The 22,994-nt window shown below is 66.7% G+C and carries 21 protein-coding genes; 12 read left to right on the top strand and 9 right to left on the bottom strand.

Annotation, left to right across the window (positions count from 1 at the left end; all coding sequences use genetic code 11):
• Positions 1 to 46: 46 nt before the first annotated feature.
• The 3 genes from N1027_RS10120 to aceA form a co-directional block, all read right to left on the bottom strand.
• Positions 47 to 1,630 carry a Na+/H+ antiporter gene (locus N1027_RS10120; RefSeq protein ID WP_259507410.1) on the bottom strand — a complete coding sequence of 528 codons (1,584 nt, stop codon included), beginning with the start codon at positions 1,628 to 1,630 and terminating at the stop codon, positions 47 to 49.
• 192 nt (positions 1,631 to 1,822) lie between these two features.
• Complete coding sequence (gene aceB, locus N1027_RS10115; RefSeq protein ID WP_259507408.1) at positions 1,823 to 3,466, bottom strand: malate synthase A; 1,644 nt, start codon at positions 3,464 to 3,466, stop codon at positions 1,823 to 1,825.
• A 119-nt stretch (positions 3,467 to 3,585) separates the two neighbouring features.
• Positions 3,586 to 4,875: an isocitrate lyase gene (aceA, locus tag N1027_RS10110; RefSeq protein WP_259507407.1), complete on the bottom strand. Its 1,290-nt coding sequence runs from the start codon at positions 4,873 to 4,875 to the stop codon at positions 3,586 to 3,588.
• 178 nt (positions 4,876 to 5,053) lie between these two features.
• Between aceA and N1027_RS10105 the strand changes: the two genes are divergently transcribed.
• From N1027_RS10105 to N1027_RS10090, 4 genes are all read left to right on the top strand, one after another.
• The gene (locus tag N1027_RS10105) at positions 5,054 to 5,335 is read left to right on the top strand and encodes an ArsR/SmtB family transcription factor (RefSeq protein WP_259507405.1); all 282 of its coding nucleotides are present in this window, start codon (positions 5,054 to 5,056) and stop codon (positions 5,333 to 5,335) included.
• Positions 5,332 to 5,721 carry a VOC family protein gene (locus N1027_RS10100; RefSeq protein WP_259507404.1) on the top strand — a complete coding sequence of 130 codons (390 nt, stop codon included), beginning with the start codon at positions 5,332 to 5,334 and terminating at the stop codon, positions 5,719 to 5,721. The genes N1027_RS10105 and N1027_RS10100 overlap by 4 nt, the downstream gene beginning before the upstream one ends.
• A gap of 10 nt (positions 5,722 to 5,731) precedes the next feature.
• Positions 5,732 to 5,986, top strand: coding sequence for a toxin-antitoxin system YwqK family antitoxin (locus N1027_RS10095; RefSeq protein WP_259507402.1), 255 nt, complete (start codon positions 5,732 to 5,734; stop codon positions 5,984 to 5,986).
• 172 nt (positions 5,987 to 6,158) lie between these two features.
• Positions 6,159 to 7,589 (top strand): helix-turn-helix domain-containing protein, encoded by a 1,431-nt coding sequence (locus N1027_RS10090; RefSeq protein ID WP_259507400.1) that lies wholly within the window; start codon positions 6,159 to 6,161, stop codon positions 7,587 to 7,589.
• A gap of 96 nt (positions 7,590 to 7,685) precedes the next feature.
• Here the strand turns inward: N1027_RS10090 and N1027_RS10085 are convergent, their stop codons facing one another.
• Positions 7,686 to 10,778 (bottom strand): GH32 C-terminal domain-containing protein, encoded by a 3,093-nt coding sequence (locus N1027_RS10085; RefSeq protein WP_372499719.1) that lies wholly within the window; start codon positions 10,776 to 10,778, stop codon positions 7,686 to 7,688.
• A gap of 203 nt (positions 10,779 to 10,981) precedes the next feature.
• Entirely contained in the window at positions 10,982 to 11,977 is a 996-nt protein-coding gene (locus N1027_RS10080) for a LacI family DNA-binding transcriptional regulator (protein ID WP_259507398.1), read from the bottom strand.
• Between the two features lie 160 nt (positions 11,978 to 12,137).
• On the opposite strand from N1027_RS10080, the gene N1027_RS10075 reads away from it, so the two are divergent.
• The 5 genes from N1027_RS10075 (at position 12,138) to N1027_RS10055 (ending at position 16,524) form a co-directional block, all read left to right on the top strand.
• The gene (locus tag N1027_RS10075; protein ID WP_259507397.1) at positions 12,138 to 13,238 is read left to right on the top strand and encodes a substrate-binding domain-containing protein; all 1,101 of its coding nucleotides are present in this window, start codon (positions 12,138 to 12,140) and stop codon (positions 13,236 to 13,238) included.
• Positions 13,239 to 13,308: 70 nt separating this feature from the next.
• A complete protein-coding gene (locus tag N1027_RS10070; protein ID WP_259507396.1) occupies positions 13,309 to 14,355 on the top strand; it encodes an ABC transporter permease in 1,047 nt (348 codons plus the stop codon).
• Positions 14,352 to 15,146: an ATP-binding cassette domain-containing protein gene (locus N1027_RS10065; RefSeq protein WP_092555057.1), complete on the top strand. Its 795-nt coding sequence runs from the start codon at positions 14,352 to 14,354 to the stop codon at positions 15,144 to 15,146. Before N1027_RS10070 ends, N1027_RS10065 begins: the two co-directional genes overlap by 4 nt.
• Complete coding sequence (locus tag N1027_RS10060; RefSeq protein ID WP_259507393.1) at positions 15,143 to 15,445, top strand: putative quinol monooxygenase; 303 nt, start codon at positions 15,143 to 15,145, stop codon at positions 15,443 to 15,445. The genes N1027_RS10065 and N1027_RS10060 overlap by 4 nt, the downstream gene beginning before the upstream one ends.
• A gap of 89 nt (positions 15,446 to 15,534) precedes the next feature.
• Positions 15,535 to 16,524, top strand: a complete 990-nt coding sequence (locus N1027_RS10055) for a carbohydrate kinase family protein (protein WP_259507391.1) — start codon at positions 15,535 to 15,537, stop codon at positions 16,522 to 16,524.
• Between the two features lie 42 nt (positions 16,525 to 16,566).
• Here N1027_RS10055 and N1027_RS10050 read toward each other — a convergent pair whose 3' ends face one another.
• Positions 16,567 to 16,719 carry a hypothetical protein gene (locus tag N1027_RS10050; protein ID WP_259507389.1) on the bottom strand — a complete coding sequence of 51 codons (153 nt, stop codon included), beginning with the start codon at positions 16,717 to 16,719 and terminating at the stop codon, positions 16,567 to 16,569.
• 242 nt (positions 16,720 to 16,961) lie between these two features.
• Positions 16,962 to 17,123 (bottom strand): hypothetical protein, encoded by a 162-nt coding sequence (locus N1027_RS10045; protein ID WP_259507387.1) that lies wholly within the window; start codon positions 17,121 to 17,123, stop codon positions 16,962 to 16,964.
• Positions 17,124 to 17,402: 279 nt separating this feature from the next.
• On the opposite strand from N1027_RS10045, the gene N1027_RS10040 reads away from it, so the two are divergent.
• Positions 17,403 to 18,662, top strand: a complete 1,260-nt coding sequence (locus N1027_RS10040) for a low temperature requirement protein A (RefSeq protein WP_259507385.1) — start codon at positions 17,403 to 17,405, stop codon at positions 18,660 to 18,662.
• 16 nt (positions 18,663 to 18,678) lie between these two features.
• Here N1027_RS10040 and N1027_RS10035 read toward each other — a convergent pair whose 3' ends face one another.
• Both N1027_RS10035 and N1027_RS10030 read right to left on the bottom strand, forming a co-directional pair.
• Positions 18,679 to 18,951, bottom strand: a complete 273-nt coding sequence (locus N1027_RS10035; RefSeq protein WP_259507383.1) for a type II toxin-antitoxin system RelE family toxin — start codon at positions 18,949 to 18,951, stop codon at positions 18,679 to 18,681.
• The gene (locus N1027_RS10030) at positions 18,948 to 19,271 is read right to left on the bottom strand and encodes a type II toxin-antitoxin system Phd/YefM family antitoxin (protein ID WP_259507381.1); all 324 of its coding nucleotides are present in this window, start codon (positions 19,269 to 19,271) and stop codon (positions 18,948 to 18,950) included. Before N1027_RS10030 ends, N1027_RS10035 begins: the two co-directional genes overlap by 4 nt.
• Before the next feature lie 133 nt (positions 19,272 to 19,404).
• On the opposite strand from N1027_RS10030, the gene N1027_RS10025 reads away from it, so the two are divergent.
• Positions 19,405 to 20,037 (top strand): nucleotidyltransferase family protein, encoded by a 633-nt coding sequence (locus tag N1027_RS10025; protein WP_259507379.1) that lies wholly within the window; start codon positions 19,405 to 19,407, stop codon positions 20,035 to 20,037.
• Positions 20,038 to 20,160: 123 nt separating this feature from the next.
• Positions 20,161 to 22,890, top strand: coding sequence for a bifunctional diguanylate cyclase/phosphodiesterase (locus N1027_RS10020; RefSeq protein ID WP_259507377.1), 2,730 nt, complete (start codon positions 20,161 to 20,163; stop codon positions 22,888 to 22,890).
• The last annotated feature ends 104 nt before the right edge of the window (positions 22,891 to 22,994 follow it).

Raw genomic sequence — 22,994 nt, 5'->3', positions numbered from 1 at the left:
GCCCGCAGGTGGCATCGGTCGCCGCCTCGATTGGAGAAGTCCGAGGTCAGTCGGTCTTCTTCGGCCGCCCGATGTTGAGTTCGGTCTCTTCGACGTCGATCTTCGCCAGAACGGACTTGATGGCGCGCTCCTGGTAGCGCCCCTCAGCACGCGCGTTCAGCACGGCTTGGCGCTCGGCCTCGATCATGACCCGGCGCAGTCGGTTGTAGGCCGTGGCCGGCGGCTCGACCCCGTCGGCCGCCGGGTTCTCGAGAGCGTCGGTGAGGAACGTCGCGTTCAGCCGCAGGCGCTGCAGCACGCGCTCCTCGTCGGCTTCGCTCGCTTCTTCCTCGAGCCGCGCGAGCCCCATGGCCTGGGCCTCGGCCATCAGCATGTGCGCCTCGGTCTGCTCCTGCGAGTAATCGGGTGGGGGAAGCCTCAGAAGACGGATGATCACGGGCAGCGACAGCCCGGCGAGCAGCGTGCCGACCACCACGATGAAGGCCAGGAACTGCAAGAAGGCACGCCAGGGCGTCTCCTCCGGCAGCAGGAAGACGGCCGCGAGCGTGACCACTCCCCGGATGCCCGCGAACGACACCGCGATGCCGTTGCGCCAACTCCACCCTCGTTGGCGGAGGTGCCGGGGGCCGTAGCGGTAGAGCGCCGTCGTGAACACCATCCACACGAGGCGGGAGAGGAAGAGCACGAGCAGCACGACGACGGAGATGAACACCGTCTCCCCCACGCTCGGGCCCGAGGTCAGGGCAGCCTGGAAGATCGAGAACAGGCTGAGCCCGATGAAGAGGAACACCGCGTTCTCGAGCAGGAACTGAATGGTGCGCCAGTTCAGCGACTCGGCGATGCGCGACTCGGCGGTCTGGATGACGGGTGCCTTGTAGCCCAGGTAGAGTCCGGCCACCACGACCGCCAGCACCCCTGAGCCGTGGATGAACTGGGCCGGGATGAAGGCGACGAACGGCGTGATCAGCGACAGGCTGGTGTCGAGCACGGGCGATCGCAGCTGCTTGCGGATGAACGCCATCACGAAGGCGACCGCGAGCCCCACCCCGACGCCTCCCACCACGGCGATGCCGAAATCGAGCGCCACCATGCCCGGGTTCACGGTGGCGATGATCGCGGCGACCGCGGCGTTCAAGGCCACGAGAGCGGTGGCGTCGTTCAGCAGGCTCTCGCCTTCGAGCACCGTCACCAGTCGGCGTGGAAGGCTGAGGCGACCGGCCACCGCGGTCACGGCCACCGCATCCGTCGGCGCCACCACCGCACCGAACGCGAACGCGGCGGCGAGTGTGATGGCCGGGATGACCAACCAGGCGGTGAGACCCACCGTCAGCACGGTGAACGCGACGAGGCCCACGGAGAGCAGCAGGATGCTGTCGCGCCGGGCGCGCACGTCGGCGAAGGAGGTGCGCATGGCGGCGGCGAACAGCAGCGGCGGCAGCAGGCCGTAGAGGATGAGGTCGGGCTCGACTTCGATGTTCGGCACGCCCGGGATGAACGACACCACCGCGCCGACGAGCACCAGCACCACGGGTGCCGACCAGCCGACCCGCCGCGAGAGCCCGGTCACGGCGACGGTGACCACGACGAACGAGACGACCCATACGATCGTGCCCACGGTATCCGTCGTCATAAAAGGCAATTATGAAGCACGATCAACGAGATACCGAGACACAAAAGCAACAGGCCGTACTCGACGACCCAGGGTGAGCGCGAGGCCGCGAAGCGACCTCACGCGAACATGTCGCGCGGCGCCGGGCAGGGACCGGCGCCGCCCGTGGAGGCCGCGCGAAGCACGGCCCCCACGGCAGGTAACACAGCCCCGTCACGCCGCGGCAAGCTCCCGCGCCGGCACCGTGTCCACGAGGTAGTGGGCATACGCCGGAATCGTGAGGAAGGTCGGGAAGTCGTCCTCCAGCGCCACCAGCCGCACGATGTTCTCGGCGTCGTCGAAGCGGTCGGCGAGCGAGCGGTCCAGCCCTCGCATGACGTCGTGCAGCACGTTCTCGACGGACGCTCGGGTGATGCGCGTGCCCTCTTCGGTCACGATGCCCTGGTGAATCCACTGCCAGAGCTGCGAGCGCGAGATCTCGGCGGTCGCCGCATCCTCCATCAGGTTGTCGATCGCCGCGGCGCCGATCCCGCGCAGCCAGCTCTCGATGTAGCGGAGTGCGACCGACACGTTCGACCGCACTCCCGCATCCGTCACCCGCGGTTCGAGGGAGCTCAGGTCGACGAGCTCGGCGGCCGTGACGTGCACCTCGGGGCGCTGCCGTTCGAGCTGGTTCGGGGCTTCGCCCAGCACGGCGTCGAACTCTGCCCGGGCGGTGGCGATGAGGTCCGGATGCGCCACCCACGTTCCGTCGAAGCCATCGCCGGCCTCGCGCCGCTTGTCGTCGGCCACCTTAGCGAGTGCTCGCTCCGTGACCTCGGGGTCGCGGCGGTTCGGGATGAAGGCGCTCATGCCTCCGATGGCATGTGCTCCCCGCTTGTGGCAGGTCTGCACGAGCAGCTCGGTGTAGGCGCGCATGAACGGCACCGTCATGGTGATCCGGTCGCGGTCGGGGAAGACGTAGCTGCGGCCGCGGTCGCGGAAGGTCTTGATCATCGAGAAGATGTAGTCCCAGCGGCCGGCGTTGAGGCCCGCGCAGTGGTCGCGCAGTTCGTAGAGGATCTCGTCCATCTCGAACGCCGCCGTGATCGTCTCGATCAGCACCGTCGCCCGAATGGTGCCGCGCGCGATGCCGAGGGCGTTCTCGGAGAAGGTGAAGATGTCGTCCCACAACCGCGCCTCGAGGTGGTTCTCGAGCTTCGGCAGGTAGAAGTACGGGCCGCGGCCGTTCGCGATGAGAGCCTTCGCGTTGTGGAAGAAGTAGAGCCCGAAGTCGACGAGGCTCGCGCTGGCCGGGCGGGTGTGCCCGGCGCGGTCCCGGTAGCCGAGGTGCTTCTCCACCAGGTGCCAGCCGCGGGGGCGGAGGATGATCGTCGGTGTCTGCGCGCCGACCCGGTACTCCTTGCCCTCGTCGCTCGTGAAGTCGACCTGGCCGCGGATGGCGTCGAACAGGTTGATCTGGCCGCCGATCACGTTCTCCCAGGTGGGGCTCGTGGCGTCTTCGAGGTCGGCGAGCCACGCCTTGGCGCCGGAGTTGAGGGCGTTGACCGTCATCTTGCGGTCGGTCGGGCCGGTGATCTCCACCCGGCGGTCTTCGAGGCCTGGGCCGGCTCCGGCGACGCGCCACTCGATGTTCTCGCGAATAGCGGATGTCTCGGGCAGGAAGCGCAGGTTGCGGCCGTTCTCGATGGCCTTGCGCTGGAGCATCCGGTCGTTCAGGCGCTCCTGGCGGCGGCCGGCGAACTGGTCGTGCAGCCGGGCGACGAACGCGAGCGCCTCGGGGGTGAGGATCTCGTCGAAGCGGTCGCCATGCTCGGCGTGGACGGTGATGGCGGTGGATCTGGTGTGGGGAGACATGTCAGGCCTTTCGTCTGTCGAAAACGTCGGAGTTTCGGGCGGATCAGCGGAAACGACGGACTCTCAGTCCGGCGAGGGAGAGAATCCCCGTCGTTTCGCGTTGCGCCGGTGGGTGCAGCTCAGTGGAACTGCTCGGATTCGGTCGAGCCCACGAGCGCGAGAGTGGCGCTCGAGGGGTTCAGGGCCGTGGCGATTCGATCGAAATAGCCGGTGCCGACTTCGCGCTGGTGGCGCGTCGCCGTGTAGCCGTCGGCTTCGGAGGCGAATTCGGCCTCCTGCAGCTCGACGTAGGCGCTCATGTGCCGTTCGCCGTAGCCGCGGGCGAGCGTGTACATGGAGTGGTTGAGGGCATGGAAGCCCGCGAGGGTGATGAACTGGAACGCGTATCCCATGCTCGCGAGCTCGCGCTGGAAGCTCGCGATCTGCTCGTCGTTCAGCTTGCTCTTCCAGTTGAAGCTCGGGCTGCAGTTGTAGGCGAGCAGCTTGCCGGGGAATTCTGCGTGGATCGTGGCGGCGAAGCGCCGGGCCAGCTCGATGTCGGGTTCTGACGACTCGACCCAGAGCAGGTCGGCGTAGGGCGCGTAGGCGAGGCCGCGGGCGAGCACGGTCTCGATTCCGGGCGTGGTGCCGTAGAAGCCCTCGGGGGTGCGGGTGCCGTCGAGGAAGGGGCGGTCGCGCTCGTCGACGTCGCTCGTGATGAGGTTGGCGGCGAGCGAGTCGGTGCGGGCAATGATGATGCTGGGCACGCCGGCGACGTCGGCGGCGAGGCGGGCGGCGTTGAGCGTGCGGATGTGCTGCGAGGTCGGGATGAGCACCTTGCCTCCCATGTGTCCGCACTTCTTCTCGCTGGCCAGCTGGTCTTCCCAGTGCACGCCCGCGGCGCCGGCGGCGATCATGGAGCTCATGAGTTCGTAGGCGTTCAGGGGCCCGCCGAAGCCGGCTTCCGCATCCGCGACGATCGGCGCCATCCACTCGCGGTCGGGCAGGCCCTCGGAGGTCTCGATCTGGTCGGCGCGGAGCAGCGCGTTGTTGATGCGACGCACGACGGCCGGAACGGAGTTGGCCGGGTAGAGGCTCTGGTCGGGGTAGGTCTGTCCGCTGAGGTTGGCGTCGGCGGCGACCTGCCAGCCCGAGAGGTAGATGGCCTTGAGGCCGGCGCGCACCTGCTGCACGGCCTGGTTGCCGGTGAGGGCGCCGAGAGCGGGCACCCATTCCTCGGTTTGGATGAGTTCCCAGAGGCGTTCGGCGCCGCGCTTGGCGAGGGTGTGCTCTTCTTGAACTCGGCCGCGGAGGGCGATGACGTCTTCGGCGCTGTAGTCGCGCTCGATGCCGTTCCAGCGGGCATCCGTCTTCCACGACGTCTCGAGGGCGGCGGCGGTCTGGGTCTGGTCTCCGGGTCGGCTGGTCATGACGAATGCTCCAATGCGGTCTGCCATCGCAGCGGGAAAAGCTGCTCGAGTTCGACTCTGCGGCCACCGCAACCGTTCATTGCGGGATTCGTCGCCAGAAGTTCTCGCGTTCTTCCGCTTTCCCGAAGAAGCGGACAGGCATTGACAGGCAAGTCCTTACTTGCCTATTCTCAGAGACGTGGCCGACGTGTACAAGGCTCTTGCCGACCAGACGCGGCGCGCACTGCTCGACGAGCTCCTGGAGCGCGACGAGCAGACACTGTTCGAGCTGTGTTCCCGGCTCGCGATGAACCACGACCTGACGCCCTCACGGCAGGCTGTGTCGCAGCATCTGGACGTGCTCGAGCAGGCCGGTCTCGTGCACACCGAGCGCCGCGGCCGCTACAAGTTCCACACCATCGACACGACTCCGCTCTCGCAGATCACCGAGCGATGGCGCCCGAGAAAGGCCACCCCATGAAACTCCAAACCGTGAGCATCTTCGTCGACGACCAGCAACACGCCCTCGAGTTCTACACGACGCGCCTGGGGTTCACGGTGTCCGCCGACATCCCAATGGGCGAACACCGCTGGCTCACCGTAGTCGACCCCGAACGACCAGACAGCACCCAGATCTCGCTCGAGCCGAAGGGCCATCCGGCCGTCGTGCCGTTTACCGACGCACTGCTTGCCGACGGCATCCCGTTCTGCGTCCTCGGCGTCGACGACGTGCAAGCGGAATACGACCGCCTGCTCGCGCTGGGCGAGACGTTCACCCAGCCTCCCACGGCGATGGGGCCGGTGATCATCGCCGTGCTCGACGACACCTGCGGCAACCTGCTGCAGCTCGCGCAGTGGGTCGGTTGAGGAAGCGACGATGACACCTGCGCAGGGCGACGAGGCGACCGACCCCAACCAGCTCGTGCCCCACACACAGTTGCACCGCGATGGCTCGGTGCGGGCACAGGGACAGAATCTCGACGGGGAGCCGCATGGCTACTGGGAGTGGTTCCGGCTCGACGGCACGATCATGCGGTCAGGCACCTTCGAGGCAGGAGCTCAAGTCGGCGAATGGGTGACCTACGACAAGAACGGTGCCCCTTACAAGACCACTCGGATGAAGCCCGAGTAACCCTGTAGCGACGGTCGAATTGTCGCCTGAATTCCGCTAGCCACAGCATTTCGCACACCCTCGCTGCAGATTCCGGCAGAAGTTCTGGACTTCTTCTGTTTTCACAAAGAACCGGAGATGAGAAGCTGTCGGCATGCCCCCATCCGTTCCCGGGCCCGTCGATGATGACTACATGCTCGATTCATTGACGATCGGCCGTCGAATCCGCCAGCTCCGCTCCGATCGCGGACTCACGCTCGACGACCTCGGCGCCGCCATCGGCCGCGCACCGTCGCAGGTGTCGGTGATCGAGAACGGCAAGCGCGAGCTGAAGCTCGGCGAGTTGCAGCGTTTCGCGCGGGTGTTCGACGTCAGCGTCGACCAACTGCTCTCAGCGGAGCCGCCGTCGCGCCGGGCGGCGCTCGAGATCGCGCTGGAGCGCGCGCAGCGTGGACCGTTGTTCGCGTCGCTGGGTCTGCCGCCGCTTCCGGTGCGCAAGTCGCTGAGTGACGATGCGATCGAGACCATCCTGGGCCTGCACCGTGAGCTCGAGCGCATTCACGGCGAGCGCGCGGCCACCCCCGAGGAGGCCCGGCGGGCGAACACGTCATTGCGCAAGGCGATGCGTCAGCGCCACAACTACTTCGCCGAGCTCGAGCAGACGGCGGCGCAGTTGCACGCGGCCGTAGGACACACCGGCGGTCCTTTGTCGCAGCGCGTCGCATCCGATCTGGCGTCGCATCTCGGTTTCACGCTCCACTACGTCGGCGACCTCCCGGGTTCGACGCGCTCGGTCACTGATCTGAAGAACGGCCGCATCTACGTACCGCTCGGCCAATCACCGGATGCCGACCCGCGCTCGGTCGTGCTGCAGGCCCTGTCGTCGCACGTGCTGCAGCTGTCAGAGCCGCAGGACTACGCGGAGTTCCTGCAGCAGCGGGTGCAGACGAACTACCTCGCGGCGGCCCTCCTCATTCCCGAGAAGGGTGCGGTCGAGATCCTGTCGGCGGCGAAGGATGCGCGTGAGCTGTCGGTCGAGGACCTGCGCGATGCGTTCGGGGTGAGCTACGAGACGGCGGCGCACCGCTTCACGAACCTGGCCACGGAGCACCTCGGCATCCCGGTGCACTTCTTGAAGGTGCACGAGTCGGGCACCATCTCGAAGGCCTACGAGAACGACAACGTGCAGTTCCCTACCGATGCGCTCGGTGCGGTGGAGGGCCAGACCGTCTGCCGCTTCTGGAGCGCCCGCCGCGTCTTCGACGTCGAAGACCGCTTCAGCCCCTACCACCAGTACACCGACAAGCCCGCCGGGACGTACTGGTGCACGTCGCGCATCCAACCCTCTTCGCGAGGTCAGTTCTCGGTGTCGGTCGGCACGGCGTTCGCCCACGCGAAGTGGTTCCGGGGTCGCGACACCGCCAACCGCTTTGCGTCCGGATGCCCCGACGACAGCTGCTGCCGGCAGCCGCCCACCGAGCTCGCCGCCCGCTGGAGTGGGCAGGCGCAGCCCAGCGCGCGTCTCAACTCGTCGCTGCACGCGGCCATGCCGACGTCGGGCTTCACCGGGGTCGACACCACGGAGGTCTACGAGTTTCTCGACCGCCATGCGCCCACGGTGTGATCTGCGGCCGTTCGGTACGCCTGAGGCGATCGGACGGGAAGCCCCGAGGGGCCGGCGCCGATCGACGCCAGCCCCCGGAGGGTGTCACCGGTGGTTTCACACGGGCGGGCGGGAGGCGCGGCGCCGCATCCGGAGGCCCACACCGCCACCCAGCAGCAGGAGTGCGACGGCCAAGACCCCTGAGATCCCGGCCATACCGGTCGATGCGAGGCCGCCCCCGGTTCCGTTCGATCCGTCATCTGCAGCGTCGGGCGCCGGCGCCGCCGGGTCTGACGGCGTCGGCGACGGCGTGCCGCCGGCCGACGGCGCCGCGACGACGATGGCCTCGCTGGGAGAGGATGCCGGCCCTTCTCCCACGATGTTCGACGCGGAGACAACGAAGGCGACGGTGGAGCCGGCGTCCAGGCCGCTGACCTCGCATTCGGTGCCGGTCGTCGCGCAGACCACCGTGTCGTCCTCACCCCCGCCCACGGCGCGCACCGCATAGCCTGTCACCGGCGACCCTCCGTCATCCGCTGGTGCCGTCCAGCTGACCGTGGCCGACCCGGGTTCGACCGATTGCGCCTCGACCGCGCTGGGCGCACCGGGCACGGCGAGCACCGGCTGGGGGTCGTACATCCCGCCGTAGAGAGGGGTGACGGTCAGGCTCTCGATCTCGGCCGAGCCTCCGGTCGAGATCAGCGAGATCCCGGTCGACGACGGATCGGGGAAGATCTGATCGCTGATCGTCGTCAACCCACCTTGCGCGAACGCCTGAACAGAGGCGTTGTCGACGTAGATCTCGAGCGTCAGCCGCCCGTCGGCGTCGAGCGCCACCGGCGCCGACTCGACCGACGAGAAGGTCGGGTTGAACGAGACGTCGCCCGAGGTGGTGCGATCCAGGTCGAGGGTTTCGGATGCGGCGTCGTAGATCAGCGGAGTGGCCTGCGTGCCGTCCTCCGAGGTGCGCAACTTGAGTCCGAAGCGCGTCGCGGTGCCCGGCTTCAGCACGGCATCCACGCGATAGACGGCTCCCACATCTCCGACGGGCAACGCGGTCTCGCCCTCGGGAACGGCGCCGGCCGGCACGGTGACTGCAGCGAACGGCTTGGACAGGCTGTCGACCTGCTCGACGACGTCGCTGACCAGTTTGGGGCTGCCGTCGACGGTCTTGAGCGAGAGCTCGCGGGGCAGCGCCATGGCGCTCCGCCACTGACCGGTGGGGATCTGGTTGGCGTAGTCCCAGTTGTTCAGCCAGGCGACCATGATCCGCTTGCCGTCGGGTGCGTTGTCGTACGTCACTCCGGCGTAGTAGTCACGGCCCCAATCGAGCCAGTCGTACGACTCGATGCGGGGCGCTACGGGCTGGTCGGAGAACACGAACTGGTCGGCGAGGAGGTGCCCCCAACCGGCGCGGTTGTTGTCGACGATCGTGATCTGCGCGGTGCGTCCGGCGAACTCCGAGACGTCCCAGGACTTCCAGTCCAGGCTCTCGCTGTTGTTGCCGGTGGTGCTCCGCACGACCTGGCCGTCGACGACGAGGTTCACCGTTGTCTCGCTGCTCCGCACGAGAGCCGGAACGTCGGCCAGCACGATGTTGTCGAGGGTGAGGTGCCCCCATCCACCGGTCGCCTGGTCGTCGACCCGGATGCTCGCCTGCTTTCCCCGGTAGGCGGAGACGTCCCAGCGCTTCCAGTTCAACGCACCGTCGTTCTCGCCCGATGCGGTGTCGACGACGACGCCGTCGACGAGGAGCTCGACCTGGAGCGTCTGACCACTCGCCGCGTCGCGGTTACCGCCGCCGACGAGCATGCTCACGTAGTCCTTGTCGATGGTGAAGGCGTGCGAGGTGAGCGTTCCGATGTTGTCGTCCCCCTTCGGTCCGCCCTCCCAGGTGTTGACGCGCTTCGCTCCGATGGCGTAGTCGCCACCATTGGTGGAGGGGTTGCGGTCGGCGGTGAAGTCGCCGGTCAGGGTCCAGCCGTGGTCGGCCAGACTCTCCGTTCCCGCGTACTCGAAGCCGTCGAAGAGGAGTTCGCTGCCGGCGGGCGCCTCGTTGCCGAGCTGGCCGCCCTCGATGTGCGGGTGGTTCCCTCCGCCGACGAGGAAGCTGATGTTCCTCGACGAGACGGTGAAGCCCGGCGAGGTGACCGTTCCGATCGGCCAGTCGCCGTCGTTGAAGCCGTTGATGAGCCCGGCACCGATCTGTCCGTTGACGGCCTGCTGACCGTCGACCGCTCCCGTGGCGGGAGCTCCGCCGAACGGGCCGTTCTTCCAGTTCCCCGGTTCGTTGGCCACGGTCCAGCCGTCGTACGTACCGTCATCGAAGCCCGCGAAAAGGTCTCCCGGGGGAACTGTGTCATCGTTTCGGGTGGTGTCCGAGGTGAACGTCGTGCCGTCGAAGTCACCCACGAAGTACTGGCCACCGGAGCCGCCCGAGACGCCGCCGGGGTTGAGGTTCACCACCATGACCCATTTCGTCTCGGCGGGGTTCCCGTCGACGGGTAGCGGGAACAGATCGGGGCATTCCCAGACGCCGCCGGTGGCGTTGGCCGGTCCGAAGTCGCTGAGGTAGGTCCAATCGATCAGGTCATCGGAGCGGTAGAGGAGCACGCGGTGCTCGGTCGCCTCGACCGTCACGACGACCCAGTACGACGACTCGGGCGTGCCGCCGTCGTACCAGAACATGTGCGGATCGCGGAAGTTGTTAGAGTCGCGGTCGAGCACCGGGTTGCCGGAGTACTTCGTCCAGGTCTGCCCGGCGTCGGTGCTGAAGGCGAGCGACTGGGCCTGTTCGCCCGTCTTGTAGGCCGCGGTGTACATCGCCACCAGCGGGGGGTTCTCGGCGGTGCCGAGGCCCGAGGTGTTGTCGTGGTCGACCACGATCGATCCCGAGAAGATGTCGGCGTCGGCATCCTGAGGAATGGCCAGCGGCTGTTCGGTCCAGTGGACGAGATCCGGGCTGGTGGCGTGCCCCCAGCTCATGTTTCCCCAGATCGTGCCGAACGGGTTGTACTGGTAGAAGAGGTGGTAGACCCCCTCGTAGTACACCAGGCCGTTCGGGTCGTTCATCCAGTTCTTCTCGGGGCTGTAGCCGAGATACGGACGATATGGCTCGGCCGGCGGCGCGGCCGCCTGGGCGACCGCCGGTGCCGATTCGCTGCTCGCCGAGGCGGGAGCCGCGACAAGCAGGCCGGCCGTCGCCAGCACGGATGCGACCAGGGCCGCAGCGGCCTTCGTCGCAGTTCCTGTACGCCCGCGACGGGGGTGCGGATGAGATCTCTCGTGGTGCACGTGGACGCCCTTCGATGCGCGTGTCACGGATGTGACATCGATGTCAGATTGGATGTCCGCGACACTACGCACTGTCCACCGGACAATGCAAGGCCCACCTCCGCGCGAGGTCCGGAGGGCTATGCCGGTCGGATCTCGCCCGAACCCCGTTCGATCAGACGGGTCGGAACGATGAAATCGCGGGCGGGCTCCGACTCACCATCGAGGCGCTCGAAGATGCGGCGCGCGGCGATGGCGCCGATGGCCGATGGGTCCTGGGCGACGACGGTCACCGCCGGCGAGAGCAGCGAGGCCATCGGGACATCATCGAAACCCACGAGCGCCACCCGGTGCGACGACCCCTGCGCGCGCAGGGCGGTGATGGCGCCGATGGTGATGAGGTTCTGAGCGCTGAAGATCGCTGTGGGCGGGTCGTCGAGCGCCAGAAGCTCGTTCACCGCGAGCTCGGCGTGCGCCTCCTCCCCCAGGTTCTCGATCACGAGCCGGGGATCGGGGACGACCCCCTCGAGCCTCAGGGCGTCGAGGTATCCGCGCTTGCGCTCCTTGGCGGTGTAGATCTCCTCGCTGTCGCCGAGGAAGGCGATGCGGCGGTGGCCGCCTGCGAGCAGGTGACGGGTCGCGCGCGCGGCGCCCTCGAGATTGTCGGTCAGTACCGTGTCGGCGATCAGACCGTTCGGCCTCCGGTCGACGAACACCACCGGCATGCCCTGCTCGAGTTGAGGCCCGAGGTAGGCCTGACTGGGCTGGATCGTGGTGAGGATGAGCCCGTCGACGCGTCGGCGCAGGAACGCCTCGACCGAGGCCCGCTCGCGCTCGGGGTCGTCGTCGAGGCTCGAGGCGAACACGGCGACGTGCCGCTGGACGGCCGCATCCTCGACCGCACGGTGCACGGCCGCCGAGAACGGGTTGGCGACACTGCCGACGAGGAGGCCGAGGGTGTCGGTGCGGCGGTCGGCGCGCCGGAGGTTCCCGGCTTGCACGTCGGGCTGGTACTGCAGCTGCTCAGCGGCCCGCATGACCCTCGCGATGGTGTCGGCCGAGACGTAGCGCTCCTGGTTGATCACCCGCGACACGGTCTTCACGCCGACTCCGGCGAGGTCGGCGACATTCTTCATGGTTGGACGTTTTCGAGGCATGCCACGATCTGATAACGATGTCATAAACGCGCTTTCTGATTGCTTCTCAGGGTTGACTCTACTGGTCCAACCCGTCTATACCTAGATCTGACATCGTTGTCGGAGACGACAGATCTCCCGATTGCAGAAGAGGACTTCAATGAAGAATCGCACATCGACGACCGCCAGGCTGGGAAGCCTGGCCTCCATCGCACTCGTGGCCTCCGTCGGTCTCGCAGCCTGTTCCAGTGGCAGTGGGAGCGGCGGCAGCACCGACTCCGCGTCGGGAGACGAGGTCGGCGTGACGCTGATCGTCAAGACCACCACGAACCCGTTCTTCGTCGCCATGGAAGACGGGGCGAAAGCCGCCGCCGAGAAGGCGGGCGTGAATCTGACTCTGGCTGCCGGCAAGGAGGACGGAGACGAGGACACCCAGATCCAGGCCATCGAGAACGCCATCTCCAAGGGCGACAAGGGCATCCTGATAACCCCCAATGGCCCCTCGGTCGTCGACGCGATCCAGAAGGCCCGGGATGCCGGGCTCTACGTCATCGCTCTGGACACGCCGCCCGACCCCGCCGATGCCGTCGACATCACCTTCGCCACCAACAACTTCGCCGCCGGCGAGTCGATCGGCACCTGGACGGCTGCTCAGCTGAACGGCAAGAAGGCCACCATCGCCCTCCTCGACCTCTTCGACGACAAGGTCGTGTCGGTCGACTACAACCGCGACCAGGGCTTCCTCACCGGCATGGGCATCGACACCGCCGACGACCAGAAGAACGGCGACGAGGCAGCCACCGGCTCCTACAGCGGTGGTGACTACGAGATCGTCGGCAACGAGGCGACCAACGGCGCCGAAGACGGCGGCCGCACCGCCATGGAGACCCTGCTGTCGAAGAACTCCGACATCAACGTCGTTTACACGATCAACGAACCGGCCGCCTACGGCGCCTACCAGGCCCTCCAGGCCGCCGGTAAGGAAAAGGACGTGCTGCTGGTCTCGATCGACGGCGGCTGCGCCGGCGTGAAGAACGTCGAAGAGGGCATCATCGGCGCCACCGCCCAGCAATACCCCGTCAAGATGGCCGAACTCGGCGTCGAGGCCATCGCGAAGCTGGCCACCGACGGCACCGCCCCGGAGACCACGCAGGGTCTCGACTTCTTCGACACCGGCTCGGCCCTCGTGACCGACACCCCCGTCGATGGCCTGGACAGCATCACCTCCGCCGACGCAGGCAAGATCTGCTGGGGCGAGTGACCGATTGATCGGGGGCCCGCCACGGCGCGCCCCCGATCCCTTCCCCTTCATCTCCACCAGAAAGGCTCTCGTGAGCACTCCAACTCCGACGTCGACTCCGCCGACGTCCTCGCTCGACCTGGCGACCGAGTTCCTCGACCGCCGCACACCCCTCGACCGCATCCGCGGCGTGCTGCACCGCTACCCGGCCGTCAGCCCGGCAGTGGTTCTCGTCATCGCCGTGATCGTCTTCGGCATCCTGAACGACCGCTTTCTCGCCCCGGCCAACCTCTCGCTGATCACTCAGCAGGTCGCCGTCGTCGGCACCCTCGCGGTCGCCCAGACCCTGATCATCCTGACCGCCGGCATCGACCTGTCGGTGGGAGCGGTGATGGTTCTCGCCTCGATGGTGATGGCGCAGACGGCCACGCAGAACGGCGTTCCGGCTCTGCTCGCGCTGCTCCTGGGCCTGCTCGTCGGCATCGCCGCCGGCCTGTTCAACGGCCTGCTCGTCACCCGGCTCAAGCTGCCGCCCTTCATCGTCACCCTCGGCACGCTCAACATCTTCGTGGCACTCACGTTGCTCTACTCCGCGGGTTCCACCGTGCGCGGTGGCGACATGCCCCCACTGCTCACCTGGACGGGGACGACGTTCGACATCCTCGGCGTGCGCTTCAGCTTCGGCGTGGTGATCATGCTGCTGCTCTACGTGATCGTGGCGCTCATCCTGGGCAAGACCGCCTGGGGTCGCCACGTCTACGCCGTCGGCGACGACAAAGAAGCCGCCCGTCTGGCCGGAATCAGCGTCAACCGGGTGCTGCTCAGCGTGTACCTCGCCGCCGGCGCCATTCTTGCCATCGGCGCGTGGATTCAGATCGGCCGCACCAACGCCGCGAGCCCCAACGCGGGCGCCGACCTCAACCTCGACTCCATCACCGCCGTCGTGATCGGCGGCACGAGCCTCTTCGGCGGTCGTGGCACCGTCTGGGGCACGCTGCTCGGGGCACTCATCGTGGGCGTGTTTCGCAACGGGCTCTCCCTCGCCGGCCTCGACGTGCTCTACCAGACGCTCGCCGTGGGTGTGCTCATCATCGTGGCCGTGGCCGTCGACCAGTGGATCAGAAAGGTACGCAAGTGACCATCACCGAGAACACTGCTCCCGAGTCGGCCACGCGCACGCCGGTGCTGCAGGCCCGCCGCCTCGTGAAGACCTTCGGCCGCGTCGTCGGACTCGACGGCGTGAGCCTCGAGCTCTACCCCGGAGAGGTTCTCGCCATCATCGGCGACAACGGAGCCGGCAAATCGACGCTCATCAAGTGCCTCACCGGCGCCGAGATCCCGGATGAGGGCGAGCTCTTCCTCGACGGAAAGAAGGTCACCTTCAAACGGCCTCAGGATGCTCGCGCAGCGGGAATCGAGACGGTCTACCAGAACCTCGCCGTCTCTCCCGCACTCGATGTGGCCTCGAACCTCTACCTCGGCCGGGAGATGCGGAGATCCGGCATCCTGGGCTCGGTCTTCCGGGTGCTCGACACCGCTGGGATGCGGAAGGCGGCTAAGGAAGAGCTCACGAACCTCGGAATCTCGACGCTGCAAGACGTCACGGTGCCCGTCGAGAACCTCTCCGGTGGGCAGCGTCAGGCCGTGGCGGTGGCGCGGGCCGCGGCCTTCGGGTCGAAGGTCGTGGTGCTCGACGAGCCCACCGCGGCGCTCGGCGTGCGGGAGTCGAACCAGGTGCTCGAACTCATCCGCAACCTGCGCGATCGAGGGGTGCCGGTCATCCTGATCAGCCACAACATGCCGCACGTGTTCGATGTCGCCGACCGCATTCACATCCAGCGGCTCGGCAAGCGCGCGGCGACGATCACGCCGCAGTCGCACTCGATGACCGACGCCGTGGCGATCATGACCGGCGCGGCCACGGCGTGAGCGGGCGGAAGGTGCTCGTCGCCGAGTTCACCGCACTGCCGGGCGAGGAGGAAGCCGTGGCTGCGCTCTTGGCCGGCTTCGCCGTGCAGGTGCGAGCGGAGCCCGGGTGCGTCGAATTCGCCCCGTTCCAGCTGGCCGAACAGCCGTCGCGCTTCTTCGTCTACGAGGTCTATCGCGACGACGACGCCTTCGCAGCACACATCGGCGCTCCCTACGGAGTCGAGTTCAACGCCCGGCTCGGGCCGTTGATCGTCGAAGACGGCTCGCAGCTCACCTGGCTCCAGCCCCTCGAGGGCTGACCGCGACAGACGGCTCTGCTCGCGATCGACGGCTCCGGCCGCGGTCCTGAACGCGGGCGGAGCCGTCACCACGCCTGAAAGGCCGACCTGTGTCCCACTTCCGCACCTCCGTCGTCGCGATCGGCGAGTCGCTCATCGACGTCGTGAAAAACCCGGGCGCCGACCCCGTCGAGCATCCGGGTGGCTCGCCGATGAACATCGCCTTCGGACTCGGCCGACTCGGCCGGCGTGTAACGCTGATCACCCGCATCGGTGAGGATGCCCGTGGCGAGGCGATAGCCGCCCACCTCGGTTCAGCCGGGGTCGAGCTCGCTCCCGGTTCCCCGACGCCCGAGGCGACTTCGACGGCCACCGCCCGGCTCAGGCCGGACGGATCGGCTGACTACTCCTTCGATCTCCGGTGGTCGCTGCCCGCCGGCCTGTCCGCTGCGCACCCGGTGCTGGCTGCGGCCGGTGTCGTCCATGCCGGTTCGATCGGCGCGTTCCTCGAGCCCGGTGGCACCGCCGTCAGCCAGCTGCTCCGGGAGCTCGCCGCACGTGCTGCGGGCGGGGGAACACCGCTCATCACTCTCGATCCCAACATCCGGCCGTCGATCGTGCCCGGGCACGCTCGGGTGCTGGAGCGCTTCGGCGAGCTCGCCGAATCTGCGGCGGTGGTGAAGCTGAGCGACGAAGACGCGGATTGGCTCTACCCTGGCGCAGACGCCGATGACGCCGCCGACCGCATCCTGCGGCTGGGCCCGGGTCTCGTCGCGGTCACGCGAGGTGGCGAGGGCGCTCTCCTCGCCACGTCCTCAGCACGGTTGCCCGTGCCCGGGGTCGCGGTCACCGTGGCCGACACGATCGGCGCCGGCGACTCGTTCATGAGCGCTCTGATCGATAGGCTTGCCGCCCTCCTGGACGAAGGGATTCCCGCCGGGTCGCTGCGTGAAGGGATCGCTCTCGAGCCGACTGTGCTTGCGCAGATCGGCGACTTCGCGGTTCGCAGCGCGGCGATCACCGTCTCTCGGGCCGGCGCGAACCCTCCCACTCTGGCCGAGCTGGGCCAGCGCCTGGTGGAGGCGCCAGGCGTGGCGTGAGCGGCTTGAGTCGACGCGGAGGGGCGCGACGGCTTGGGTGATTCAGCGTCGCAACGCGCCGCGGTCGTTCACATCGTGGTCGATGGGGGCCCAGAAGTTCGTGGCGAACACGACCTGGTCGCGCTTGCCGACGACCGCCTCACCGACCGGAGGCGGTGCCTGTTGATGCCGTAGTAGAGCAGCCAGACGACGCAACCGGCGAATGGGATCAGGATCATCGACACACACCAGATCACTCGGGCCCCGGGAGAGAGGCGGTCTGCGCGCACCAGCGTCGTCACGGCAACGACCAGAATGGCGATCCACAGTGCGAAGATCCCGTACCCGAGGATCGTGGGGAGGAGCGGCATGGCCGGCTCAGCTGTCTCGGTCATGAGGTGTCTTTTCTTAGGAGTTGGATTGCCAGGCGCGGCTCGGGACCCCGACCCACGCAAGCATCAGCACAGATATTCGACATTCAGCACCGAGTCGCTGAGGGTGTTCGGTCCGCCGAGCAGCAGCAGGTCGACCGGGTCGTAGCGACGGATGCCATCCCACACCGAGCCGGGGTAGCAGTCGCGCTGCGCGAGGAAGAGGGGGGCGTCGATCGTTGCGGCCACCGGCCCCACCCGACAGCGCGTCGGCGAACACCGATCCCGACGCCAGCATCGCGGTCTCTCCCGTCGCTCTCGCGACAGCTGTCGCATAGCAGAGCCTAGATCATCCGCGATCTCGCGACGGACCCCAATCCGGAAGCGGTTCCGCGGTCGCGACACCTCTAACGCTGTGCGTCCGGATGCCCCGACGAGTCCTACTTCCGTCGCCCGCCCGCGACCCTCGCCTTCCGGTGGTCCGAGCGACTCCCCTATAGGCTGGACGCCACCGTATCTTCGAGCGGCATGGCTGCTCCCCTTGGAGGTGGAAGTGCTGGGCTCGCCAGACCGATCGATGTTCCGTCGCAACGGGGCACCGGGTTCCGTCCGATGACCGCGGCCCCCGAGAGCAAGTCGAGTCGCGGCGCTCACTGGCTCGAGCTCTTCTTCGACCTGGTGATGGTGGCGTACATCAGCCAGATCGCCCATACCCTTCACGGCGACCCGTCGTGGACGCAGACCCTGGCGTTCTTCGCTTTCCTTGCCATCGCGTGGTGGGCCTGGGTCAACGCGACAATCACCATGAACCTTTTCGGTGCTCGCATCACCCCGATGATCTGGATAACCGTCACTCTCGGAATGGTCGCGCTCGGTGTGATGGCGGCATCTGTCGCGGAAGCCACGACGGACCGCGCTGCGGCGTTCGCGCTGGGCAATGCGGCGATCAGACTGGTGTGGGTGTTTCCCTGGTTGAAGAACCGCCGCGCGAGCGGCGCACCCTGGTGGCGGCCGATCCTTTACAGCGTCGTACCCGCGTCTCTCTGGCTCGTCTCGATCTTCACAGCCCCGCCCTGGCAATACGTTCTGTGGGCGACAGCGCTCGCGATCGAGATCGCGATTCTCAGCTTTCTCGGGCGCAGCAAGCAGACGTGGCTCAATGAAACACTCAACGTCGAGCATCTGTCCGAGCGCGTAGGCCTGCTCGTGGTGATCGTCTTCGGTGAGTCCATCTTGACGATCATCTCCGAGCTCGATTCGCACTGGTCGGCGACGTCGGCGTTGACCGGCTTCCTCGGTTTCGCAGCGGTCTCGATGCTGGCCTGGATCTTCTTCGGCCGCGCGAGCTCAGGGGTCACCCTGGGCCTCCGACGACTTCAGCTGGCCGGCAGCGTCGGAGGCATCCGCGACACGGTGATGTATCTGCCGTTCGTGCTGGTGGCCGGCGTCGCGATGTTCGCCTCAGCATTGGGCACCGCAGTCGCCGAGGCAGGCCACCACCTGCCGCAGGGAGCAGCGTTGTGCCTGGGTGCCGGAATCAGCCTGTTCTTCCTGGCCAGCGCCGCGGAATCACTGCGGTACGGCGCGCCGTGGCGTGACGTGGCGATCTGGGCGCCGACGGGCATCGTGTTGCCCTGGATCCTGGTTCCGCTTGCGGCTTCCCTTCCCGCAGAAGCCGTGATCGCTGCATCCGTCGTCATCATCGCGGTGCTCGTCGTGCTCACCGAGATCAGCACGCGACGCCTTCGCACACGGCGGGATGAGCGAGAACTGGTCGCTGAGAGCTGACGAGCCCCCACTCGGGTCAGGCGCGATACGCATCCCGGCGGTGAATCACGGACAACACCTCGATGATGAGACGGTCGTCTTCTATGCGGTAGAGGATGCGATACTCGCCGCGCCGTGCGGAGTACAGCGGGAAGAGGGGCTCGTCGAGCTGCTTGCCGAGCCGCGTCGGGTTGTCGCGGAGGGCACCCATGATGAACCTGAAGGCCGCTGAAGCGACGGATTCGGGAAGCTTCTCCGTCAGGGCGCGCTTGGCGGAGCGGGTGAAGCGCACCTCGTACTGTGCACTCACTCTGCGCGCGGTGCGGGCTGACCGCCGACGCGGAGCTCGCCGCCGAGCCGCCGCGCTTCGATCATCGCGTCGCGCACGTCATCGGCGTCGACGACGTCACCGGCCTCGAGATCGCGCAGACCTTCCCGGATGTCGTCGAGCGCAGTCGAGTCGCTGAGGATGTCGATCGTCTCGAGCAGTACGTCGTAGTCCTCGGCCCCGAGGATCACCACTGCCCGGCTGCCATTGCGGGTGACTTCGAACCGCTCGTGGGTTGTCGATGCAGATTCCACGATCTTGGAGAAGTTCGCTCGGGCTTCAGCAACGGGCAGAGTGGTCATGTACAGAATTCTAGCGCAATTCAAGGCATGTGCGCCGTGTTCATGCGACCGCACGCATGCCCGTTCCAGCAACTCGAATTGCCACCATGCAATCGTGATTGCACGTTCGCAACTTCAGTTGCATAATTGGTGAATGGATCTCGAGTCTCCTCTTCGCACGATCGCCTCCCCGGTGGAAGCCGAAACGCTGCGTGTGCTGGCCGGAGCAGACGCCGAGTTCAGCGCTTCAGAGGTTCACCGACTCATCGAGTCCGCGTCACCCTACGGTGTTCGCAAAGCCCTCGCTCGCCTCGCCGACGCCGGGCTTGTTCTATCGACGGTCCACGGCAATGTGACCTTCTGGCGTGGAAACCGCCAGCACGTTCTCTGGCCAGCAATCGAGTCGGCCGTCGATGCTCGTCGAGTGTTACTGGATCGCCTCCGTGACGAATTGGCGAAGCGCAACGGACTTGCGGCCTATCTCTATGGATCATTCGCGCGGAGATCAGCCGGCCCGGATTCCGATATCGACATTCTCGTCGTCTATCCGGACGACACGTCGCACGACACCATCGTGGATTTCGCCTTCGATCTCAGCGAGCAGATCAGGGCTTGGACCGGCAACGAGGGGCACCTCTACAACGCGACGCGCACGTGGCTCCAAGAGTCGATCGAGGGCGCCGACCCGGTCGTGATGTCCATCCGTCAGGATGCGGTGACATTGATGGGCCCTGAGTTCGAGCAGCTGCTCCGCGAGATCCGTTCAGAAAAGCTCGCGCATGCCTAAGAGCAGCACAGTGAGTCTGGACAAGGCGGGACGCTGCGGTTGCGCCAGAAGAGAAGGGTGAAGATGCCCCAGGGCGCTGAGGTCGAGCTTTTCTCGGGCGAACGACAGCGACGCGAGGAGTGCGTGAACGAGCCACTCCGCACTCCCGGAACGATCCAGCCCTTCGGGGTGCTCATCATCGTCGACATCGCCACCTTCACCCTCCGTCATGTCAGCGACAATGCTGACGAGATCTTCCGGCGATCAGCGACATCGATCCTCGGCACCCCCCTGGAAGACCTGATCGGCCGGGAGAGCACCGGGCGTCTGCGCGCCCGTGCCCGTGACCCCCTGACTCGAGGAGACCCCGTTCCGATCATGGTCGCGGCAGGTCAGGTCGATGTCATCCTGCACGTGGACGGCCAGCTGGCCATCATCGAGTTCGAGCCTCGACTTCCCTCTCCTAGGGGAGCAGAGACCGACGATCTCTACTCCGTTATTCAGCGGCTGCAACGCTTGGTATCCAGCGATGCGGTGCGCGTCGCCGTCGTCGAAGAAGTACGGCGGCTGACCGGATTCGACCGGGTCATGATCTACCACTTCCACCCGGATGGGCACGGGGAGGTCGTGGCCGAAGATCGGCTCCCCGAGATGGATCCCTATCTCGGATTTCATTTCCCCGCTTCCGACATCCCCGCCCAGGCACGCACGCTCTACCTGACGAAGCATTCACGAAGCATTGCGACCAACTCGTACACGCCCGTCGAGATCCTCAGCTCCTCCGAGGGCATATCGGACCTTCCACTCGACCTCAGCCAGGCGGAGCTGCGATCGATCTCGCCCCATCACCTCCAGTTCATGGCCAACATCGGCCAGGCCTCATCGCTCTCCCTCTCGCTCGTTCGTGACGGGCACCTGATCGGCATGATCACGTGCGCCCATCGAACACCCCGCCTCATGCCCTCTGTGATGAGACGAGGGCTCGAAGTCCTTGCAGGCCAGGTCGCCCTCCAGCTCGACAGTCTCGACCAGGTCGCACGGATGGCGCGCGAACTCGACGCCTCGCGCATCCGCACGTCTCTCGTCGATCAGGTCGAGCTCGGCGGTGGCGTCGCTGACGCGCTGACGAAGCGGTCGACGACACTGCTCGACCTTGTGCCTGCGGACGGAGCCCTCATCTCCTATGGCGGGACGATCACCCGGCTGGGTCATGCGACACCGTCGGTCGACGGAGAGGCTCTGACAGCCTGGGTGACGGAGAACAGGGCGCTGCTTCCCTTCGCGACCGCGTCGCTGGCTGCAGACGCTCCCGGCCTCGCGAGATCGCTGCCGATGATCGCCGGCATCCTCATCGTGTCCCTCGGGTCGGGCTCGGGGTTCATCGCCTGGTGCCGGCTGGAGGTTTCGCGGTCGATTTCGTGGCTCGGGAGCCCCGCCGCTTCGAACAGGGCGACGCCTGTTTCACCGCGGAACTCGTTCGCGCTCTGGCAGCAGGCCGTCGCTGATACGTCGACAGCCTGGCGGGAAGCCGAGGTGAATGGAGCGACCGGACTGAGCAGCGACCTCAACGGCACGTTCATGCGTCGACTTGAATCGCAACTGGCCTACTTCGCCGTGCACGATCAGCTGACAGGCCTTCCCAATCGCCTCTCTCTAGAGCGACACCTGGATGATGCGCTGAGCCAGTCCGATCCGGAGCAGATCACCGCACTGTTCATCGACCTCGACCGATTCAAGGCGGTGAACGACAGCCTCGGCCACCGTGCCGGGGATGCGCTCCTCCAAGAGGCAGCGAGACGAATCGCCGACACGGTGACGCCAGAGGAGTTCGTCGCCCGATTGGGCGGCGACGAGTTCATCGTGCTCTGCTCGGGCGAGCGCGCGAGCCGATCTGCAGACCTGGCCGATCTGATCGTGGCTGCCTTTCGGGAACCGATCGTCTTTCAAGGCAGCACTGTGCTCGTGACCGTCTCGGTGGGCCTCGCGTCGAGCACCCCAGGTGGAAGCACGGCTGAGCTCCTGAGCGAAGCGGATCTCGCGATGTATTCCTCGAAGGATCTGGGCCGAAACCGTATGTCGCGATTCGAAAGCCTCCTCGGCGAGAAGGCGTCATCGCGCTTTCACATGGAGCAGGCCCTGAGAGTCGGGATCGGAGGTGGCGAGTTGCTGCTGGAGTATCAAACCGTGTCGCGGACTTCCGACCAGGCTGCTGTCGGTGTCGAGGCCCTCGTCCGCTGGCACCGAGACGGGCTCGTCCATGCTCCGCCGAATGATTTCATTCCGTTGGCGGAGTCCACGGGGCTCATCATCCCGCTCGGGCGCTGGGTGATCTCCGAGGCAGTCACGCAACTCGGTGCGTGGCGGCACGCGGGGGTCGTCGGCGCCGACTTCACGATGGCCATCAACCTCTCCCCTGTGCAGCTCTCCGACTCGGAGCTGCTGCGAACTCTCGACGCTGCTTGTGACAGCGCGGAAGTCTCGAAGTCGTCGGTGATACTCGAGATCACCGAGAGCTCTCTGGTGTCGGAGGGCTCGCCGATGACCGACGTGCTGAACTCCATTTCCGGCGCCGGCTATGTCTTCTCCATCGACGACTTCGGGACGGGTCATTCGTCGTTGTCGTACCTGCGTTATCTGCCGACGGGCCAGATCAAGATCGACCGGTCGTTCGTCTCAGGGCTGCTCACGAACCCCCGCGATGCCGCCCTGGTTGCGGCGGTCATCGGGCTTGCGCACGACTTCGGAATGATCTGTGTGGCCGAAGGCGTCGAAACCTCGGCACAGCTCGAGGCCCTGCAACGACTCGGTTGCGATCTGGCTCAAGGTTTTCTGCTCGGCGCGCCGGTGAGCGCGGCAGACGTGAGAATCACGTAGGGCCGGCAGCCGTAGTCCCGTCTGAGAGCCAACCCGTCTGCCGCTTCTGGAGCGCCCGCCGCGTCTTCGACGTCGAAGACCGCTTCAGCCCCTACCACCAGTAC

The organism is Herbiconiux aconitum (assembly GCF_024979235.1).
Lineage (GTDB): Bacteria > Actinomycetota > Actinomycetes > Actinomycetales > Microbacteriaceae > Herbiconiux > Herbiconiux aconitum.
The sequence above is the reverse complement of the archived record's forward strand: the minus strand, read 5'-3'. Positions and strand labels throughout refer to the sequence as shown.